The following is a 15,738-nucleotide window of genomic DNA, read 5'->3' as shown; positions in this document are numbered from 1 at the left end:
GCCCACCACGACCGCCGCCCCGCGTGCCGTCGGCGTGTCGCCACCGCCGGTCGGCGCGATCCGCGCCAGTGGTTGCCGACGCGCCCTAGCATCGGCCGGGACACCACAGCGACGGAGAGGATCTTCGATGATCAAGCGACTTGCTGGGCTGGCTGGCGTCGGTGTTCTGCTTGCCCTCGTCCTGGCCTGCGGTTTTGGTGGCGGGGACGACGATGACGACGATGACGACTTCGCCCGGGGCGTGGCCGTCTCAACGGTGCGCTGAGACGGCCACCCGCCGAGCTGCCGCTGCTCCACGGTGGTCGGGGTTTGCGTCCGGTTGACGCGGGGCACTGCGGGGTAGGCGACACCGTGACGCGCTGGAAAGACGCCGAAGTCCGAAGTGGCCGGCGGCTTCGGTACCTGAGGAGGTAACCACGATGTTCGGAACCAACCTGCTGGACCGCCGCAGCAAGCCGGAGCGGATCGCGGACCAGGCCTGGGAGCATCTGCTCTCCGCCGTCAGCTACGCCGGAGACAGTGTGCGGGACACCGCCCGCTCGGCTCGCCAGAACAGCAGCGACCTCGCCGACGGGGCGGGTGACCTGGTGGGATCGGCGGCCGAGGAGGCTCGACGCCGCGCCTCGCTGGCCTTCGACGCGCTCGCCGGCCGCCAGCCGGCACTGCCCTGGACGCTCCTGATCGGCGCCGCGCTCGTCGGCGCGGCGGTCGGCTGGGCCGTCGGCTCCGCCGCGCGGGCCGCCGGCAGCCGGGACGACCGTGCCGTCGAGGACGTGGAGTTCGTCGACGTCGACCGTCCCAGCTCCCCGGCAGTCTGAACGACAGCACCACGGCGGGCCCCGATCGACTCAGGTCGAGCGGGGCCCGCCGTGGTGCCGGGGTGGAACCGGTCCGCCGGGTGCCGGACCCCTCAGGCGGCCCGGCGGACCGGTGTCTGGTGGTGACCCGAGCCCTCGGCCCGGATCACCTGCTCAGCGACTGGTGCAGGTGACGGCGGCCGGGGACGTGTTGCGTCCGGTCCACGAGCCGAGGAAACCCGCCGTGGTGCTGGCCCCGGCGGCGAGCGCGCCGTTCCAGCCGCTGTCCCGGACCGACACGGCCGCGCCGGTCTGGGTGTGGGTGCCGCCCCAGAACTGGTCGATCCGCTGCCCGTCGGCGAAGGTCCAGCCCAGCGTCCAACCGGCGATGGGGGCGCTTCCGGTGTTGCGGACGACCAACTCGGCCTGGAAACCGCCTGACCAGGAGCCGGTCACCCGATAGGTCGCCGCGCAGCCGGCAGACGGCGGGGGCGTGGTCGGGGGCGGAGTGGTCGGGGGCGGCGTGGTGGGCGGGGGCGTGGTCGGGGGCGGCGTGGTCGGCGGGGGCGTGGTGGGCGGGGGCGTGGTGGGGGGCGGCGTGGTGGGGGGCGGCGTGGTGGGGGGTTCACCGCCGGCGCGGTCGGCGACCAGGATGCCGCGACCGTTGGTGCCGAGGTAGACCCGTCCGTAGACGCGCGGGTCGCCGGTGAGTGCCTCGGTCGGATTGCCGTACTGGTGGCGGTCGTCGTTGACGCGTACCCAGGTCGTGCCGGCGTCGTCGGAGCGGTGCACGCCCGGTTGACCGTCGACTGTGCCGTAGAGGAACACGGCGGGGTTGGTCCTCCCGGGTGCCGCCTTGCCGAAACCCACGTTGCCGGAGGCGCTGACGCCGGCCAGCCTGGTGAAACTGGCACCGGAGTCGGTGGAGCGCCACAGACCGCCGGGGCCGGCCAGCCACAGTTCGCCGGCCCGGCCCGGCAGGGCCTTGAACCGCACGTCGGTGCTGGGCAGCCCGGTCGCCGCGGTCGGGGCAAAGCTGGCTCCGCCGTCGGTGCTCAGGTAGAAACGCCCGCCGCTAAAGCCGTAGAACCGGGTGGGGTCGACCCGGTCGGACTCGATCGTGGCGTTCGCCGGAATGCCCGTGGACGCTGCCCAGGAGTTGCCGAACCCGACCGAGTGGACGACCCGTTGGCCCGCGTCACCGGGAGCCCACACGAAGCGGCTGCCGTCGGCCGCGGCGGCCACCGTGCCGCCCACGTTGACCCCGGACGGTTCGGTGCCCTGGAACCAGGTGGCGCCACCGTCGGTGGAGAAGGCGACATGACTGTCGTTGGGCCGGTCGGCGTCGGTGAAGCTGCCGGCGCGTACCAGCACGGCGGGCTTGCTCTCGGCGTAGTCCAGGCTGGTGGTGGTCGTGAAGACCGGCTGGGTGAACAGCATCGACGGGATCGCGTCCAGGTCGGTGTGTCGGAAGCCGCCGACGTCGCCGAGCGCGCTGATCAGGGGTGCGCCGCTGGGCGGGCTGATCAGGTCGAGGACGGCGGTCTCCTCCAGCCCTCTGACCATGGGCCGGAGGGTGAGCTGACCACCGGTGTCCCACCTGGTCAGGTCGGTGGTGCCGTAGATGGTGGCGCCGGTGCCGTACATCATGCGGTTGGAGTCGTGCGGGTCGATCTCCACCGACTCGTTCATCCAGCCGAGCTTGGGCGTGTCCTCCGGGGGTGCCGGGTTGAGGCCGAAGGTCAACCAGGGCACCGAGCTGATGTCCATGGTGTAGCGGCGTGACCTCTGCGGATAGTTCGTGAAGTCCCAGATCCGCGTCCAACTCGCCCCGCCGTCGGTGCTGCGGAAGAAGATGGCGTCCGGCCACCAGGAGACCTGGGTGGCCACCATCAGGGTGTTCGGACGTTGCCGGTCGATGGTCAGCCCGCTGTAGCCGAAGTAGGCGTCGGCGCTCGTGGAGGGCACCGGGCTGATCCGCGTCCAGGCACCTGTGGACCTGGTGAACTTCCAGACGTCTCCCTTGCCGCCGTCGTACGGGCCGCCGGTGTCGCTGGTGGCGATGTAGAGGTGACCGCCGACCGGGTCGACGACGCCCTTGTGGGCCAGGTACCCGGTGGGTTGACCGGGGATGCGCGACCAGGTGACGCCACCGTCGGTGCTGCGGTAGACCGGGTTCTCCTTGTCCGCCACGCCCACGTAGATCGTCTGCGTGGTGGAGCCGGCGGCGCCGGTGCTCTTGTCGAAACTGACCCAGGTCAGGCCCTGGTTCTGCCCGTTGTAGCCGTTCGGGTCGCCGGGGTCGGCCCGGTAGTTGCCGACGTTGGGGAAGGCGGCGACGCGGGCCCAGGTCACGCCGTGGTCGGTGCTGCGCCAGAGCCCGTTGCCGCCCTCGGCGCCGTAGTACACGATGCTGTTCCGGTTGGGGTCGACGGCGAGCCGCTCCCCCATTCCCCGGCCCGGCATGTTGCCACCGTTCTTGAACGGCAGCTCGGTGGCCTGCCAGGTGGCACCCTTGTCGGCCGAGCGCAGGATCGCGCCGTTGTTCGGGTCCCAGCCGTTCGTGTACATGCCGACGGCGGCGTACACCCGGTTGGTCTGCACCGGGTCGGTGGCGATGCTGACCACGCCGTTGTAGCCCCACCGGTCGGCGCCGACCCAGTCGAGCAGCGGCGTCCAGGACTGGCTGGTCTGGTCCCAGCGGTACGCCCCGCCGATGTCGGTGCGCGCGTAGATCAGGTTCTTCTCGGTGGGGTTGAAGACGATGCCGGGTACGAAGCCACCGCCGCCCACCGGGACGTTCTTCCAGGTGTACGCCTCAGCTGCGGCCGGGGTGGGGGCCGACCCAGCGGCGGTGAACGGGACCGCCACGACTGCTGTGGCGGCGGCCAGCACGGACACGACAGTGCCGGCGAGACTTCTCCGCATCTGCGGTTCCTCTCGGGTGGAGCCCCGGGGGACGGGGTCGATCGCCTGGGATGCGCCGTGGCCCGGGGGACGAGCACGACGACGGGGACGGGAAGAGCTGCCCTGGCTCCACCACCCGACGCGACGGCTCCCGCGATCGAGGAACGCGATTACCGTAACCGAAAGCAGCCCACTATGGAAGCGCTCCCATCATCGATGTTCGTCCGTTCGTCCGACAGGTTGCGCCAGGTCCGACCCGGCCGTCACCCGGTCCGGGCGAGGACGGCTCACCCGGGACGGCGGGACGATCGCGGCACGGCGGACCTCCGGCCGCGGCCACCACCCGGTCCGCCACCGGAACAGCGGAGGAGGGACAGATGGCCATCGCGGAGATCAACCGCACCGACCAGGACATCCAGTCCGCCGTGCTCGACGAGCTGACCTGGGAACCACGGGTCCAGCCACACGAGATCGGCGTGACAGTCGCCGAGGGCGTCGTCACCCTGACCGGCCGAGTGGACAGCTACGCCAAGAAGTGGGCCGCCGAACGGGCCGCCCACCGGGTCGCCTCGGTCCGGGCGGTCGCCAACGACGTGGCAGTGCAGCTCACCAACGACACCGAGCGCTCCGACAGCGACCTGGCCGCCGCGGCCAGCCACGGGCTGGAGTGGGACGCGTTCGTGCCCATCGAGAAGCTCCAGGTCACCGTCTCGGCCGGCTGGGTGACACTGCACGGCGACGTCGAGTGGGAGTACCAGCGCCGCGCCGCCGAACGGGCCGTCTCCCGGCTCACCGGCGTCCGTGGGGTGAGCAACGGCGTCGTCGTCCGACCGGCCACCGCACCGGACGGCCGCGACCTTGCCGACCGGATCGTCGACGCCCTCGCCCGGGCCGGAGCGACCGAGGCCGAACGGATCAGCGTCCGGGTGCACGGCGACACGGCGATCCTCGCCGGCTTGGTGCACTCGATGCCGGAACGGGTCGAGGTCGAGCAGGTCGCCTGGTCCGCGCCGGGCATCCGGGAGGTGCAGAACCACATCGCCGTCGCCCCGGTGCTGCGCTGACCGGGCGCGGGCCGCCCGAGCGCGGAACCACCCGGGGTGGGTGAGGCGGCCTCACCCACCCCGGAAGCAGGCTGGCCACATGAGTGATCCGAACGGGCTGATCCAGCCGGGGCGTACCGCGCCCGGTTTCACACTGCCGGCGACCCCGGACGGGGCTCTGCTGGGGCCTGAGCAGTTCCGTGGACGGCCGGTCGTGCTCGCCTTCTACCCCGCTGACTGGAGCCCTGTCTGCGGTGACCAGATGTCGCTCTACCAGTCGGCGGCACCCGTCTTCGCCCAGTACCGAGCGGCGGTGCTCGGCCTGTCGGTGGACAGCATCTGGTCGCACCGGGCGTTCGCGGAGAGCCGGGGCATCGAGTTTCCGCTGCTTGCCGACTTCGAGCCGAAGGGTGAGGTGGCCCGCAGCTACGGGGCGTACATGCCGAAGGGTGAGGCGGCCCGCGCGCTCGTGGTGCTGGACCCGGAGGGGACGGTGACCTGGAGCTACCTGTCCCCACCCGACGTCAACCCCGGCGCCGACGGCATCTTCGACGCGCTGGACCAACTCGCCGCCGAGCGGAAGGTGATGGCCGGATGAGCACGCCACTGCAGGTGACCGCCCGACTTCGGGACCCGGTGACCACCGAGGACCACGTGCGGGGGCCGGCCGACGCGGCGGTGACAGTCGTCGAGTACGGCGACTTCCAGTGCCAGTTCTGCGGTGCGGCGTACCCGAATCTGCACGAGTTGCTGCGGCAGCGGGCGGACACCGTCCGGTTGGTCTACCGGTACTTCCCGATCGCCAACGTGCACCCGTACGCCGAGCGCGCCGCCGAGACGGCCGAGGCCGCCGGGGTGCGGGGCCGGTTCTGGGAGATGCACGACTGGCTCTACGAGCACCAGGACCAACTCGACCCGGTGCACCTCTCGCTCGGTGTCGAGCAGGTCGGGTTGCCGCCGGACGAGTTGAACGCCGAGGTGGAGAACCGGGCGCACGCGGACCGGGTGCGCCGGGACTTCGTGGGAGGCATCCGCAGCGGGGTGAACGGCACCCCCACCCTGTTCGTCAACGGTGTCCGGCACGAGGGCGGGTACGACCTACCCGACCTGCTGACCGCTGTGGACGCCGCCGCCAACCCCTGACCCGCTCAGATCAGTCGCAACTCGCGCGCCCGCCGGACCGCCTCGCGCCGGCGGGTCGCGTCGAGTTTGCGGTAGATGTTGCGGACGTGGGTCTTCACCGTGTTGACCGACAGGGACAGCTCACTGGCGATCTCCACGTTGGACAGGATGCTCTGCAGGTACCGCAGGATGGTCAACTCCCGCTCGGTGAGCGGCTCGTCGAGCGTGCCTCTCGGCCCGACGGCCGGCCCGGCGGTGCTCTGCCCCGCGCCCCGCACCAGGTCACCGACCAGCGCGAAGTGCGCGGTGCCCGCGTCCAGGTGCGCGGCCAGCAGATCCCGCACCTGTGGTGCGGCGCGGGTGAAGACCCGTCGGCAGCCCTGCGGGCCGGCCAGGTCGAGCGTCTGCTCCAGGATGCGCCCCGCCCGACGCCCGTCCCCGGCGCCCTCGGCCAGCACCGCGTCCAGCAGCCCCGCGTCCAGGCGTACCGGTAGCGGCCAGGCAGTGGCGGCCGGGGCCTGCCAGTCCGGCAGGGTCCGCCCGGCGGCGGCGGGGTCCCCGGCCAGTAGCTGCACCTTCGCCATCGCCACCGCGAGCCCCGGGTCGGCCCCGTCGTCGGCGGCACCGGTCAGCAGGTCACGGGCGGAGTCCAGGTCGCCCCGCGCGGCCCGCAGTTCGGCTTCGGCGGCCCGCAACAGAGCTGTCAAATCGGCGGCGGACGGTGTGTCGGCCAGCGCCTCCCGGGCCAGCACGAGCAGCCGCTGGCCGGTGGCGGGGTCGCCGGAGTCGCGGTGCAGGTGCGCCCGGCACAGCGCTGCCACGGCTGCGGCCACCGGTTCGCCGGCAGCGCCGGCGCTCCAGTCGTCACCGATCTCGGGGTCGCCGGACCAGCCGCCCGCCACGTCGAGCGCCGGAAGAGCGAGGGCGAGGTTCGCGGCGGCCTCTTCGGGTTGGTCACGCAGCAGTGCCACCACGGTGAGAGCCAGGTACGCGTAGCCGCAGTCGAGCCGACAGGACCAACCCCGACAGGGCGGCATGCCGAGCGAGTCCCGGGCGGCCTGCTCGGCCGCCCGCAGCTCGCCGCGCACGGCGAGGAGCAGCGCGGCACGGCTCGCGGCGACCAGCTCGGTTCGCGGCCGGCCGGCTTCCCGGGCCGCCGCCCGGGCCCTGACGAAGCGGGCGGTGGGCAGCGCGCCGTCGGCCAGTTCGACGAGCCCCAGCGCGGTGCCGGTGAACGCCCGCAGGTCCAGGTCGTCGGCCGCGCCGCCACCACCGGCCGTCGGCGCGGAACCGGTCGCCCCGACCGGCACCCGGGTCGGCGTGGCCTCCGCGGGGCGGGTGCGCAACAGGCGAGCGGCGGCGGCCCGGACCTCGGCCCGGTCGTCGCCGAGCCGGGCCACTGTCAGCTCCAGCGCGGTGACCAGCCGCAAAAACCGGTCCCGGCGCGGCACCGGCAGACCGGCGGCATGCCCGGCGGCGACCCGCAGGTGCCCGGCGGCAGCCGGGAGGTCACCGGCGTACGCCCGCTCGGCGGCACACGCCAACGCCACCTCCGGGTCGGCGCGGATCACCTCGTTCGGCGGCGGCGCGGATGCCGGGGCGTGCACCCGGTCCCGGTCGTAGCGGGTCAGCTCCGGCCAGTGTGCGACGAACAGGTCGCCGGCCAGGTCCCAGCGGCCAGCGGCCAGGGCATGCCGCAGAGCGTCGGCGGGCCGGCCGTCGCCCGCGTACCAGTCGGCGGCCCGGACGTGCAGCTCGCGCAGCTCGTCGACGGGCAACCGGCCCAGGTCGGCGCGGAGCAGGTCGGCGAGGAGTGACTCGCACCGGTACCACGGCGGCCGGGTGTCGTCCCGGTGCAGCAGACCACCGGTGCCGGCCAGGTCGGCAAGCACCTGACCGGCGTCGGGTCGGCCGGTCAGGGCTCCGGCCAGGTCGGCGCAGACGCTGTCCACGACCGCGGTACGGCGGAGCAGGTCCGCCTCGGCCGGGGCGAGCGTCGCGAGCACCTCCTCGTGCAGGTAACCGGCGATCTCCGGTTGGTCTCCGCCGAACTGCGCCACCCAGCGCTCCGGGTCGGGCTGTGCGCGGACCGCCAGGGCAGCGATGCGCAGCGCCGCCGGCCAGCCGCCGGTGCGTTCCCGCAGCCGGTGCACCGCCGTCGCCGGAAGCGCGGCGGCGTGGGCGGTGAGCAGGTCGGCCACCTCGTCGTCGGTGAACGCCAACTCGTCCGGGCCGATCTCGGTCAGCTCGCCGGCCAGCCGGAGCCGGTGCAGTGGCAGGTGCAGTCCGGCCCGAGCCCCGATCACCAGTCGCAGCCGGCGGCCGGCATGCCGGAGCAGGAACTCCAGGCCAGTCAACGCCGCCGGGTCGGCAACCCGGTGCAGGTCATCCAGGACCAGCAGCACCGGACGGTCGGCGGCGGCCAGCCTGGCGGCCAGCGCCTCCAACTGGTCGGGGCGGGGCGGCCCTTCGGGGACCGGGCCGTCCTGCGCCGACCCGGTAGCCGATCGCAGCGCCGCGGCGAGGTACGCCCACAGCCGGTCGGCGTCGTCGCCGGACTCCACCGACATCCACGCCGAGACCGGATCGTCGGCGGAGGACACCGACAGGTCACCGGAGTCCGGCACCACAGCGCCCGGCTCCACGTCGGGCGGAGCAGCACCCAGCCGCACCCAGGAGGCGAGCAGGGTGGTCTTTCCCCAGCCGGCGGGGGCGGCCACCACCGTGACAGGTCCGGTGCTGCCCTCGTCCAAGCGCCGCAGCAGGCGGGGCCGGGCCACCACCGGCTGCGGCGGCACGGCCGGCGTCAGCCGGGACGCCAACAGCGGCGGCCCCGGAGCCGGCTCGACCCGTACGTGATTCTGTTCCGGCACCCGGCCCCACCCCCACCACGCGCTCCGCCCCCGGTCGGCGAGCGGTTACCCGACGCGGGCCGGTTCACCCCTTCCGGGCGAGCGCGCTTCACCCGACCGCGACCGACGATCGGGGGACGTGAACCGGGAGGACGGGTGGTACCGATGGGACGGCTGACGCGGGTGGGACCCGCCCTGGGCGGCGCTGCGCTGGCCGGGGCGGCGCGGTTGCTGCGCGTACCCCATCGAGGTGGCCGACCGGGCGCGGACGGCGACGCCCGGGCGCCGGCCCGGTGGGAGGTGGTGACCGTCGACCGGCCGCCGGAGCAGGTGCTTCCGCACGGCCGTTGGCCGGAGCCGCTGCGCCGCCTGGACGGTGCGGTGGAGGTGCGGGTGCGGCCCGCGCCCGGCGACCGGGGCACCGAGCTGGCCGCGAGGCCGCTGGCCGGCGTCACCCCGCCCACCGGGCTGGCCGCGCACCTGGTCGGGGACGACACGGGTCTGCTGGTCCGCCGGGCGTTGCGCCAGGTCAAGCAACGGGTGGAGGCCGGCGAGGTGCTCCGCGCGGACCGCTCCGCGCTGGACCGCCCCGGAGCCCACGGGTGAGGGCGCTGTGCTGGGTGGCCGCCGGCGAGCTGGCGGTACGCGAGGTGCCCGACCCGGAGCTGCGCAACGAGCGGGACGTCATCGTCCGGGTCCGGCGCAGCGCCACCAGCGGGGGTGACCTGCCGCTGCTGGCCGGCCGGCACCCGCTGCTGCGGGCCGGCGACGTGTTCGGCGCGGAGTTCCTGGGCGAGGTGGTCGAGGTCGGCCCCGGGGTCCGCCGACACCGCGCCGGCGATCGGGTGGTCGTCGGCGCGGGAGTGGCCTGTGGCGGCTGCTGGTACTGCCGCCGGGGTCTGCACTCCTGCTGCGACAACGCCCGCGCCGACCTGGCCAGCACCGACCCCGACCGGGCCCACTCCGACGCCGGCTGCTTCGGGCGGCCCCGCGCGGCCGGCGGCTTCGCCGGCGGTCATGCCGAGTACGTGCGGGTGCCGTACGCCGACGACAGCGCGTTCCGGGTGCCGGACGCCGTCGACGACGACCGGGCGGTGTTCGCCGCCGACGCGGCACCGACCGGGTGGCTCGCCACCGAGTTGGGTGCGGTGCGTCAGGGCGACGTGGTGGCGATCTGGGGCGCCGGCGCGGTGGGCCAGTTGACAGCACGGGCGGCGGTGCTGCGCGGCGCCTCCCGGGTGCTTGTCGTGGACCGGCACGACGACCGGTTGCGGATGGCCGAGCGGTACGCCGACGCCGAGCCGCTCGACTACCGCCGCACCGATGTCGCCGCCGAGCTGCGCGACCGCAGCGGTGGGCGCGGGCCCGACGTGTGCGTGGTGGCGGTCGGCACGCCGCCGGCCCGTTCGATGGTCGACCGGTTCGGCGGCCAGCACGCCGACCGACCGGACGCGCTGCGGGAGGCGGTGCACTCGTGCCGCAAGAGCGGCGTGGTGGTGGTCCTCGGCGGGACGGGCGGGTTCGTCGACGCGTTCCCGCTGGGTGCGCTGGCCGAGCGGCGGCTCACGCTGCGCGGCGCCGGTCGACCGGATCTGCGGAACGTGCCGATGCTGCTGGACCGGATGGCCCGCGACGAGTTGCCGACCGAACACCTGGCCACCCACCGGCTGCCGCTGGCCCGGGGCCCCGAGGGGTACGCGCTGTTCCGGGACCGGGCCGACGGCTGCGTACGCACCGTGTTCACTCCCTGACCCCCCGATCGTGATCACCTCATCGTCGCCGGCAGATGGCAGACTCCGGGGATGGCGGTGGAGCGAACGTACGACGTGGTGTTGTTCGGGGCGACCGGGTTCACCGGCGGTCTGACGGCCGAATACCTGGCCCGACACGCGCCGGCCGAGCTGCGTTGGGCGCTGGCCGGGCGCAACCCGCAGCGCCTCGCCGCCGTACGGGATCGGCTCGTCGCCATCGACGCGGGCCTCGCCGACCTGCCGCTGCTCACCGCCGACGTGACCGACGCCGACTCCCTTCGGGCGGTGGCGGAGAGCGCCCGGGTGGTGGCCAGCACTGTCGGCCCGTACGTCCACCACGGGGAGCCGCTCGTCGCGGCCTGCGCCACGGCCGGCACCGACTACCTGGACATCACCGGCGAGCCGGAGTTCGTCGATCTCATGTACGTGCGGCACCACGCCGAGGCGACCCGCACCGGCGCGCGGCTGGTGCACGCGTGCGGCTTCGACTCCGTCCCGCACGACCTGGGCGCCTGGTTCACCGTCAAGCAGTTGCCCGCGGACGTGCCGATCACTGTGGACGGGTACGTGCGGGCCGGCGGCCGGTTCTCCGCCGGCACCTACCACTCGGCGCTCACCGCGTTCTCCCGTACCGGGCAGGCCAGCCAGGCCGCCCGGGACCGTCGGGCGGTCGAGCCGCGCCCCACCGACCGGCGGGTCCGGGCGGTGCCCGGCCGGCTCGCCCGCTCGGCGGAGCTGGGCATCTGGACCGTGCCGCTGCCGACCATCGATCCGCAGGTGGTGCGCCGTTCGGCAGCGGCCCGCCCGGAATACGGTCCGGACTTCCGCTACCGGCACTTCGCGGCGGTGAAGCGGCTGCCCACGGTGCTGGTCGGCGCGGCCGGGCTCGGCACGCTGATCGGGCTGGTGAAGCTGCCGCCCAGCCGGCGCTGGCTGCTCGGGCGGCTCGCGTCCGGGCAGGGGCCCACCGCACAGCAACGGGCGTCGTCCTGGTTCCGGGTCCGGTTCGTGGGCACCGGCGGCGGGCAGCGGGTGGTCACCGAGGTGGCCGGCGGTGATCCCGGCTACGACGAGACGGCGAAGATGCTCTCCGAGTCGGCGCTGTGCCTGGCGCTCGACCAGCTGCCGCCGACCGCCGGCCAGCTCACCCCCGTCGCCGCGATGGGTGACGCGCTGCTCGACCGGCTCGTCCGCGCCGGCCTCACCTTCCGGGTGCTCGAGCGTTCGGCTTGACCCTCGACCGGGTCGAGGGGGCAGGATGCCCGACGTGAGCGACCTGCACAGCATCGGCGAGCTGGCCCGGGCCAGCGGCCTGACCGTCAGCGCCCTGCGCTTCTACGATTCGGCGGGGGTGCTGGAGCCGACTCTCGTCGACCCGGTGACCGGCTACCGCTGGTACGCCGGGGAGCAGATCGCCCCGGCCCGGCTGGTGGCCGGGTTGCGGCGGATCGGCATGCCGGTGCCGGAGATCGCCGCCGCGGTACGCGCCGAACCGGCAGTGGTGCACCACCTGCTCGACGCGCACCTGCGCCGGCTCGCCGACGGGCTCAGCGACGCCCGCCGTGAGGTCGAACGGCTCCGGGCCCTGGTGGACCCGGCCCCGCCGACCGCCACCACGCTCCTGCTCTCCCCCGCCGCTCTGGCCGCCGCGCTCGACGCGGTGCGCTTCGCCGTCGGCGTCGACAGCGAGTTGCCGATGCTCGCCGGCGTGCTGTTCGACGTGGAGCCCGACGGTGTCCGGTTCGTCGCCACCGACAGGTTCCGGCTCGCGCTGGCCCGGGCCGGGGCCGACGTCGACGGTCCGCCGGTGCGGGTGTTCGTGCCGGTGGCCCTCGTCGACCAGCTCCGGCCACTGCTCGACACGGCCGACACCTGGCCGGTACGGCTGACCGTGGCGGGCGCGGATCTGCGGGTGCGGGTGGCCGACAGCACGGTGACCGGCACCGCCCTGCCGTACGACTTCCCCGACTACCACCGGCTGCTGCGCAAGGCCGTCGGCGAGCGGCCGACCGCCCGCCGGATTCCGGTGGACGTGGCCGCGCTTCGCGCCGCGCTCGCCGACCCGGCGGCCCCCCGGGTCGCCCTCGACCAGGACGGTACGACCCGGCAGGTCACCGTGCTCGGCGTCGACGACCAGGGTGGGCTGCGACTGCTTCCCGCCGCCGACGTGGGCTCCGACGCGCTGCGCGTCGGGGTGGACGGCGGCTACCTCCTGGACGCGCTGGACGCGGCGGGCGCGCCGCAACTGGTGCTGGAGCTGGACGGACCGATCGCCCCGCTGGCCGTCCGCCGGCCGGACGACGCGGACACCTACTCGGTGCTCATGCCGATCCGGCTCTGAGGCGGCGGCCGGCACTCCCCGTCCGGGGACGAAAAGCCCGCGACGGTAGCATCTGGTGGTTCACCTGTGAACCCCGGACGGAGGCGTACGGAGCAGCATGCTCGACATGGAGTTGATCCGGAAGGATCGCGAGGCGGTGGCGACCGCGCTGGCGAAGCGTCTGGATCCCGCCGAGGTCACCCGGGCCCTGGACGAGATCCAGCGGCTCGACCAGGAACGCCGCGCCCTCATCACGGGGATCGACGCCGAGCGGCAGCGCCGCAAGGCCGAGGCCCGGGCGTACGCGCAGGCGAAGCGGGCCGGCGAGGAGCCGCAGGCCGCCGCACCGGAGTCCGAGCGTCAGCAGCTCGCCGAGCTGGAGTCCCAGCTGGACGAGGTGCAGGCTCGGCTGCGTGACGCGATGAGTGAGCTGCCCAACCTGCCCAGCGACGACGTGGTGGCCGGCGGCAAGGAAGCCAACCGGGTGGTGAAGACCTTCGGTGAGCCTCCGGTGATCGAGAAGGTCCGCGACCACGTGGAGTTGAGCCGTGCGCTGGGCCTCGTCGACTACGAGCGCGGCGTCAAGCTCGGCGGGTCCGGTTTCTGGATCTACACGGGCATCGGTGCGCGCCTGGAGTGGGCGCTGCTGAACTACTTCATCGACCAGCACATCAAGGCCGGGTACGAGTTCCTGCTCCCGCCGCACCTGCTGCTCGACTCGGCCGGCTTCGCCGCCGGGCAGTTCCCCAAGTTCTACGACGACGTCTACCACCTGGACTCGGCGTCCGCCCCGCGTGGCCAGTTCCTGCTGCCCACGTCGGAGACGGCGATCCTCGGCGCGTACCAGGACGAGATCCTGGAGACCCCGAAGCTGCCGCTGAAGGCGTTCGCGTACACCCCGTGCTACCGGCGGGAGTCGGCCGGCTCGCACTCGGACGAGCGCGGCACGGTGCGGGGGCACCAGTTCAACAAGGTGGAGATCTTCCAGTTCACGTTGCCGGAGCAGGCCGACGCGGCACTGGAGGAGATGCTCGACCACGCCGAGAGCCTGGTCGAGGGGCTGGGTCTGCACTACCAGCGCACGCTGCTCTCGGCCGGTGACGCCAGCGCGTCGATGAAGAAGACCCTCGACATCGAGGTGTGGATGCCGAGCACCGGCAAGTACAAGGAGGTGTCGTCGGTTTCCTGGGCCGGTGACTACCAGGCCCGCCGGGCAGCAATCCGTTACCGCGAGCCGGGCGGCAAGCAGACGCGCTTCGTGCACACCCTCAACGGGTCGGCGCTGGCCACCAGCCGGCTCTTCCCGGCCATCCTAGAGCAGTACCAGCAGGCCGACGGCAGTGTCCTGATCCCCAAGGCCCTCCAGGATCGCCTGGGAACCGACCGCCTGACCCCGCGCTAGACCCCGTCACCCCGTCGATCTTGCAGTTTCGGTCCCCGTTGTGGGGCTGTCCGCGGCTTTTGTCGCCACCGAAACTGCAAGATCGACGGGGCGGGGGCGGCGGGTCAGGGCTGCGGCGAGGAGGAGGACCGCCAGGGCTGCGAGCAGCAGTGCTGGGCCTGCCGCGTCCAGGGCGCCGGCCACCGTGTGTTGCAGCTGGGACGCCGCCTGGATGATCGGGTCGCGCAGGGCGTCGCGGCGGTCGGCGGCGAGCCTGATCTCGTACCAGCCGTACCAGGCGACGTAGCCGCCGGCGAGCAGCAGCACCAGCCCACTGAGGCGGGGCACCAGCGCGCCCGCGACGCGCAGCCGGGCCACCAGACCGTCGCGCAGCAACGCCACCCCGAGCGCGGCGACCGCGACCACCAGACCCATCCCGAGGGCGTACGCGCCGAACAGCGCCAACCCCTGACCGGTCGAGCCGGCCTGGAGGCTGGTCACCACGATGGCCAGGAACGGCGCGATGGCGCAGCCGAGCGACGCCAGCGCGTACGCCGCGCCGAACATCGCCATCGACGGCCAGGACCGGGTCAGCCGGGGTGCCCGCGCGGACCAGCCGGGGGCGGGCAGCCGCCGACCGGCGAGCAACCAGCAGCCGGCCACCACCAGCAGCACGCCGAGCGCCACGGTCAGCCACGGCAGCCGGGGCCGCAGCCAGCCGGCCAGCGGCGCGAGCGCCAGGCCGAACGCACCGAACACCAGCACGTACCCCACTGTCAGCCCGGCCGCCGCGGTGAGCGCGCGGCCGACCGCGCCGCGGGTGTCCGACGTCCCGGCGACCAACAACGAGAGGTACGCGGGCAGCAACGCGAAGCCGCACGGGTTGACCGCGCCGAGCATGCCGGCGGTCAGCGCGAGCAGCAGTGCGCCGGTCACGCCCCGGCCAGTGCGGTGACCTTGGCGGTGAGCGCCTCACCGTCCAGGAAGCCCTTGTGGACGACCGCGCCGTCCCGGTCGATGATCACGAAGATGCTCTGCTCGGTCACCTTGAACCGCTTCCAGAGCGCGCCCCTGGTGTCCTCGATCTGTGGCGTCGCGCCGAGGTCGAACTCGGTGACGAACTCCTTCATGGCCTTCCGCTCGCCCAGCCCGGCGACGCCGACGATCGGCACTGTGTCCCGGTACTTCGGTGCGATCTCGGCCACCGTCCAGGCCTGACTGGCGCAGGTGGCGCACCACGGGGCCCAGAACCACAGCACCACCGGTCTGCCGGCGAGCTGCGCCGCGTCGAACGCGGTCCCGCCGAGGGTGGTCCCGGTGAAGCGCAGCACGTCCGGGACCGGAGCCGGACCGGCGGGTGGGGCGGTGGTGGGTGCGCTGGTCGGCGTGGTCGGTGCGCCGGTCGGGGCGGTGGCCGATCCGGCGGCGGTGGGCCCACCCGGTGCGGTGCCGGTACAGGCGGCGCTGCCGGACAGGGCCACCACGAGCACCCCGGCGGCGGCGGCTCGACGTAGCTGCCCGGTCCCTGTCCACGCCATGCCGATCCGCATCCGCTTCTCCGTTTC

The 15,738-nt window shown here is 73.8% G+C and carries 14 protein-coding genes; 10 read left to right on the top strand and 4 right to left on the bottom strand.

Annotated features, from left to right (window positions below):
• Positions 1-127: 127 nt before the first annotated feature.
• A complete protein-coding gene (locus tag ABZ406_RS11990) occupies positions 128-265 on the top strand; it encodes a hypothetical protein (RefSeq protein WP_357759334.1) in 138 nt (45 codons plus the stop codon).
• Between the two features lie 154 nt (positions 266-419).
• Positions 420-818, top strand: a complete 399-nt coding sequence (locus ABZ406_RS11985; protein ID WP_357759331.1) for a hypothetical protein — start codon at positions 420-422, stop codon at positions 816-818.
• Positions 819-971: 153 nt separating this feature from the next.
• On the opposite strand, the gene ABZ406_RS11980 is transcribed toward ABZ406_RS11985, so the two are convergent.
• Positions 972-3,725, bottom strand: a complete 2,754-nt coding sequence (locus ABZ406_RS11980; RefSeq protein ID WP_357759328.1) for a cellulose binding domain-containing protein — start codon at positions 3,723-3,725, stop codon at positions 972-974.
• Between the two features lie 356 nt (positions 3,726-4,081).
• Here ABZ406_RS11980 and ABZ406_RS11975 point away from each other — a divergent pair, with 356 nt between their 5' ends.
• The 3 genes from ABZ406_RS11975 (at position 4,082) to ABZ406_RS11965 (ending at position 5,890) form a co-directional block, all read left to right on the top strand.
• The gene (locus ABZ406_RS11975) at positions 4,082-4,768 is read left to right on the top strand and encodes a BON domain-containing protein (RefSeq protein WP_357759326.1); all 687 of its coding nucleotides are present in this window, start codon (positions 4,082-4,084) and stop codon (positions 4,766-4,768) included.
• Between the two features lie 79 nt (positions 4,769-4,847).
• Positions 4,848-5,345: a redoxin domain-containing protein gene (locus ABZ406_RS11970; RefSeq protein WP_357759323.1), complete on the top strand. Its 498-nt coding sequence runs from the start codon at positions 4,848-4,850 to the stop codon at positions 5,343-5,345.
• Positions 5,342-5,890 (top strand): DsbA family protein, encoded by a 549-nt coding sequence (locus ABZ406_RS11965; protein ID WP_357759320.1) that lies wholly within the window; start codon positions 5,342-5,344, stop codon positions 5,888-5,890. Before ABZ406_RS11970 ends, ABZ406_RS11965 begins: the two co-directional genes overlap by 4 nt.
• Positions 5,891-5,895: 5 nt before the next feature.
• Here the strand turns inward: ABZ406_RS11965 and ABZ406_RS11960 are convergent, their stop codons facing one another.
• Positions 5,896-8,742, bottom strand: coding sequence for a LuxR C-terminal-related transcriptional regulator (locus tag ABZ406_RS11960; RefSeq protein WP_357759317.1), 2,847 nt, complete (start codon positions 8,740-8,742; stop codon positions 5,896-5,898).
• A 144-nt stretch (positions 8,743-8,886) separates the two neighbouring features.
• Here ABZ406_RS11960 and ABZ406_RS11955 point away from each other — a divergent pair, with 144 nt between their 5' ends.
• The 5 genes from ABZ406_RS11955 to serS all read left to right on the top strand — a co-directional run bounded on the left by ABZ406_RS11955 (position 8,887) and on the right by serS (position 14,194).
• Positions 8,887-9,327 carry a hypothetical protein gene (locus ABZ406_RS11955; RefSeq protein WP_357759315.1) on the top strand — a complete coding sequence of 147 codons (441 nt, stop codon included), beginning with the start codon at positions 8,887-8,889 and terminating at the stop codon, positions 9,325-9,327.
• The gene (locus ABZ406_RS11950) at positions 9,324-10,472 is read left to right on the top strand and encodes an alcohol dehydrogenase catalytic domain-containing protein (protein WP_357759312.1); all 1,149 of its coding nucleotides are present in this window, start codon (positions 9,324-9,326) and stop codon (positions 10,470-10,472) included. Before ABZ406_RS11955 ends, ABZ406_RS11950 begins: the two co-directional genes overlap by 4 nt.
• A gap of 51 nt (positions 10,473-10,523) precedes the next feature.
• Positions 10,524-11,705, top strand: coding sequence for a saccharopine dehydrogenase NADP-binding domain-containing protein (locus tag ABZ406_RS11945; RefSeq protein ID WP_357759309.1), 1,182 nt, complete (start codon positions 10,524-10,526; stop codon positions 11,703-11,705).
• Positions 11,706-11,730: 25 nt separating this feature from the next.
• Positions 11,731-12,813, top strand: coding sequence for a MerR family transcriptional regulator (locus ABZ406_RS11940; RefSeq protein ID WP_357759306.1), 1,083 nt, complete (start codon positions 11,731-11,733; stop codon positions 12,811-12,813).
• A 97-nt stretch (positions 12,814-12,910) separates the two neighbouring features.
• On the top strand, positions 12,911-14,194 hold the full coding sequence (serS, locus tag ABZ406_RS11935) for a serine--tRNA ligase (RefSeq protein ID WP_357759303.1): 1,284 nt from the start codon (positions 12,911-12,913) through the stop codon (positions 14,192-14,194).
• Between the two features lie 6 nt (positions 14,195-14,200).
• On the opposite strand, the gene ABZ406_RS11930 is transcribed toward serS, so the two are convergent.
• Together ABZ406_RS11930 and ABZ406_RS11925 are read right to left on the bottom strand one after the other, a co-directional pair.
• Complete coding sequence (locus tag ABZ406_RS11930) at positions 14,201-15,109, bottom strand: cytochrome c biogenesis CcdA family protein (RefSeq protein ID WP_357759300.1); 909 nt, start codon at positions 15,107-15,109, stop codon at positions 14,201-14,203.
• The gene (locus ABZ406_RS11925) at positions 15,106-15,723 is read right to left on the bottom strand and encodes a redoxin family protein (protein ID WP_357759297.1); all 618 of its coding nucleotides are present in this window, start codon (positions 15,721-15,723) and stop codon (positions 15,106-15,108) included. The genes ABZ406_RS11930 and ABZ406_RS11925 overlap by 4 nt, the downstream gene beginning before the upstream one ends.
• Between the last annotated feature and the right edge of the window lie 15 nt (positions 15,724-15,738).

Origin of the sequence: Micromonospora sp. NPDC005710 (assembly GCF_040630995.1) — a bacterium.
In the GTDB taxonomy this organism is placed as follows: Bacteria; Actinomycetota; Actinomycetes; order Mycobacteriales; family Micromonosporaceae; genus Micromonospora.
The sequence above is the reverse complement of the archived record's forward strand: the minus strand, read 5'-3'. Positions and strand labels throughout refer to the sequence as shown.

Bases quoted from the DNA above. Each gene is read 5' to 3' on its own strand.
- ABZ406_RS11990 (WP_357759334.1), top strand. From the start codon at position 128: ATGATCAAGCGACTTGCTGGGCTGGCTGGCGTCGGTGTTCTGCTTGCC.
- ABZ406_RS11985 (WP_357759331.1), top strand. From the start codon at position 420: ATGTTCGGAACCAACCTGCTGGACCGCCGCAGCAAGCCGGAGCGGATC.
- ABZ406_RS11980 (WP_357759328.1), bottom strand. From the start codon at position 3,725: ATGCGGAGAAGTCTCGCCGGCACTGTCGTGTCCGTGCTGGCCGCCGCC.
- ABZ406_RS11975 (WP_357759326.1), top strand. From the start codon at position 4,082: ATGGCCATCGCGGAGATCAACCGCACCGACCAGGACATCCAGTCCGCC.
- ABZ406_RS11970 (WP_357759323.1), top strand. From the start codon at position 4,848: ATGAGTGATCCGAACGGGCTGATCCAGCCGGGGCGTACCGCGCCCGGT.
- ABZ406_RS11965 (WP_357759320.1), top strand. From the start codon at position 5,342: ATGAGCACGCCACTGCAGGTGACCGCCCGACTTCGGGACCCGGTGACC.
- ABZ406_RS11955 (WP_357759315.1), top strand. From the start codon at position 8,887: ATGGGACGGCTGACGCGGGTGGGACCCGCCCTGGGCGGCGCTGCGCTG.
- ABZ406_RS11945 (WP_357759309.1), top strand. From the start codon at position 10,524: ATGGCGGTGGAGCGAACGTACGACGTGGTGTTGTTCGGGGCGACCGGG.
- ABZ406_RS11940 (WP_357759306.1), top strand. From the start codon at position 11,731: ATGCCCGACGTGAGCGACCTGCACAGCATCGGCGAGCTGGCCCGGGCC.
- serS (WP_357759303.1), top strand. From the start codon at position 12,911: ATGCTCGACATGGAGTTGATCCGGAAGGATCGCGAGGCGGTGGCGACC.
- ABZ406_RS11925 (WP_357759297.1), bottom strand. From the start codon at position 15,723: ATGCGGATCGGCATGGCGTGGACAGGGACCGGGCAGCTACGTCGAGCC.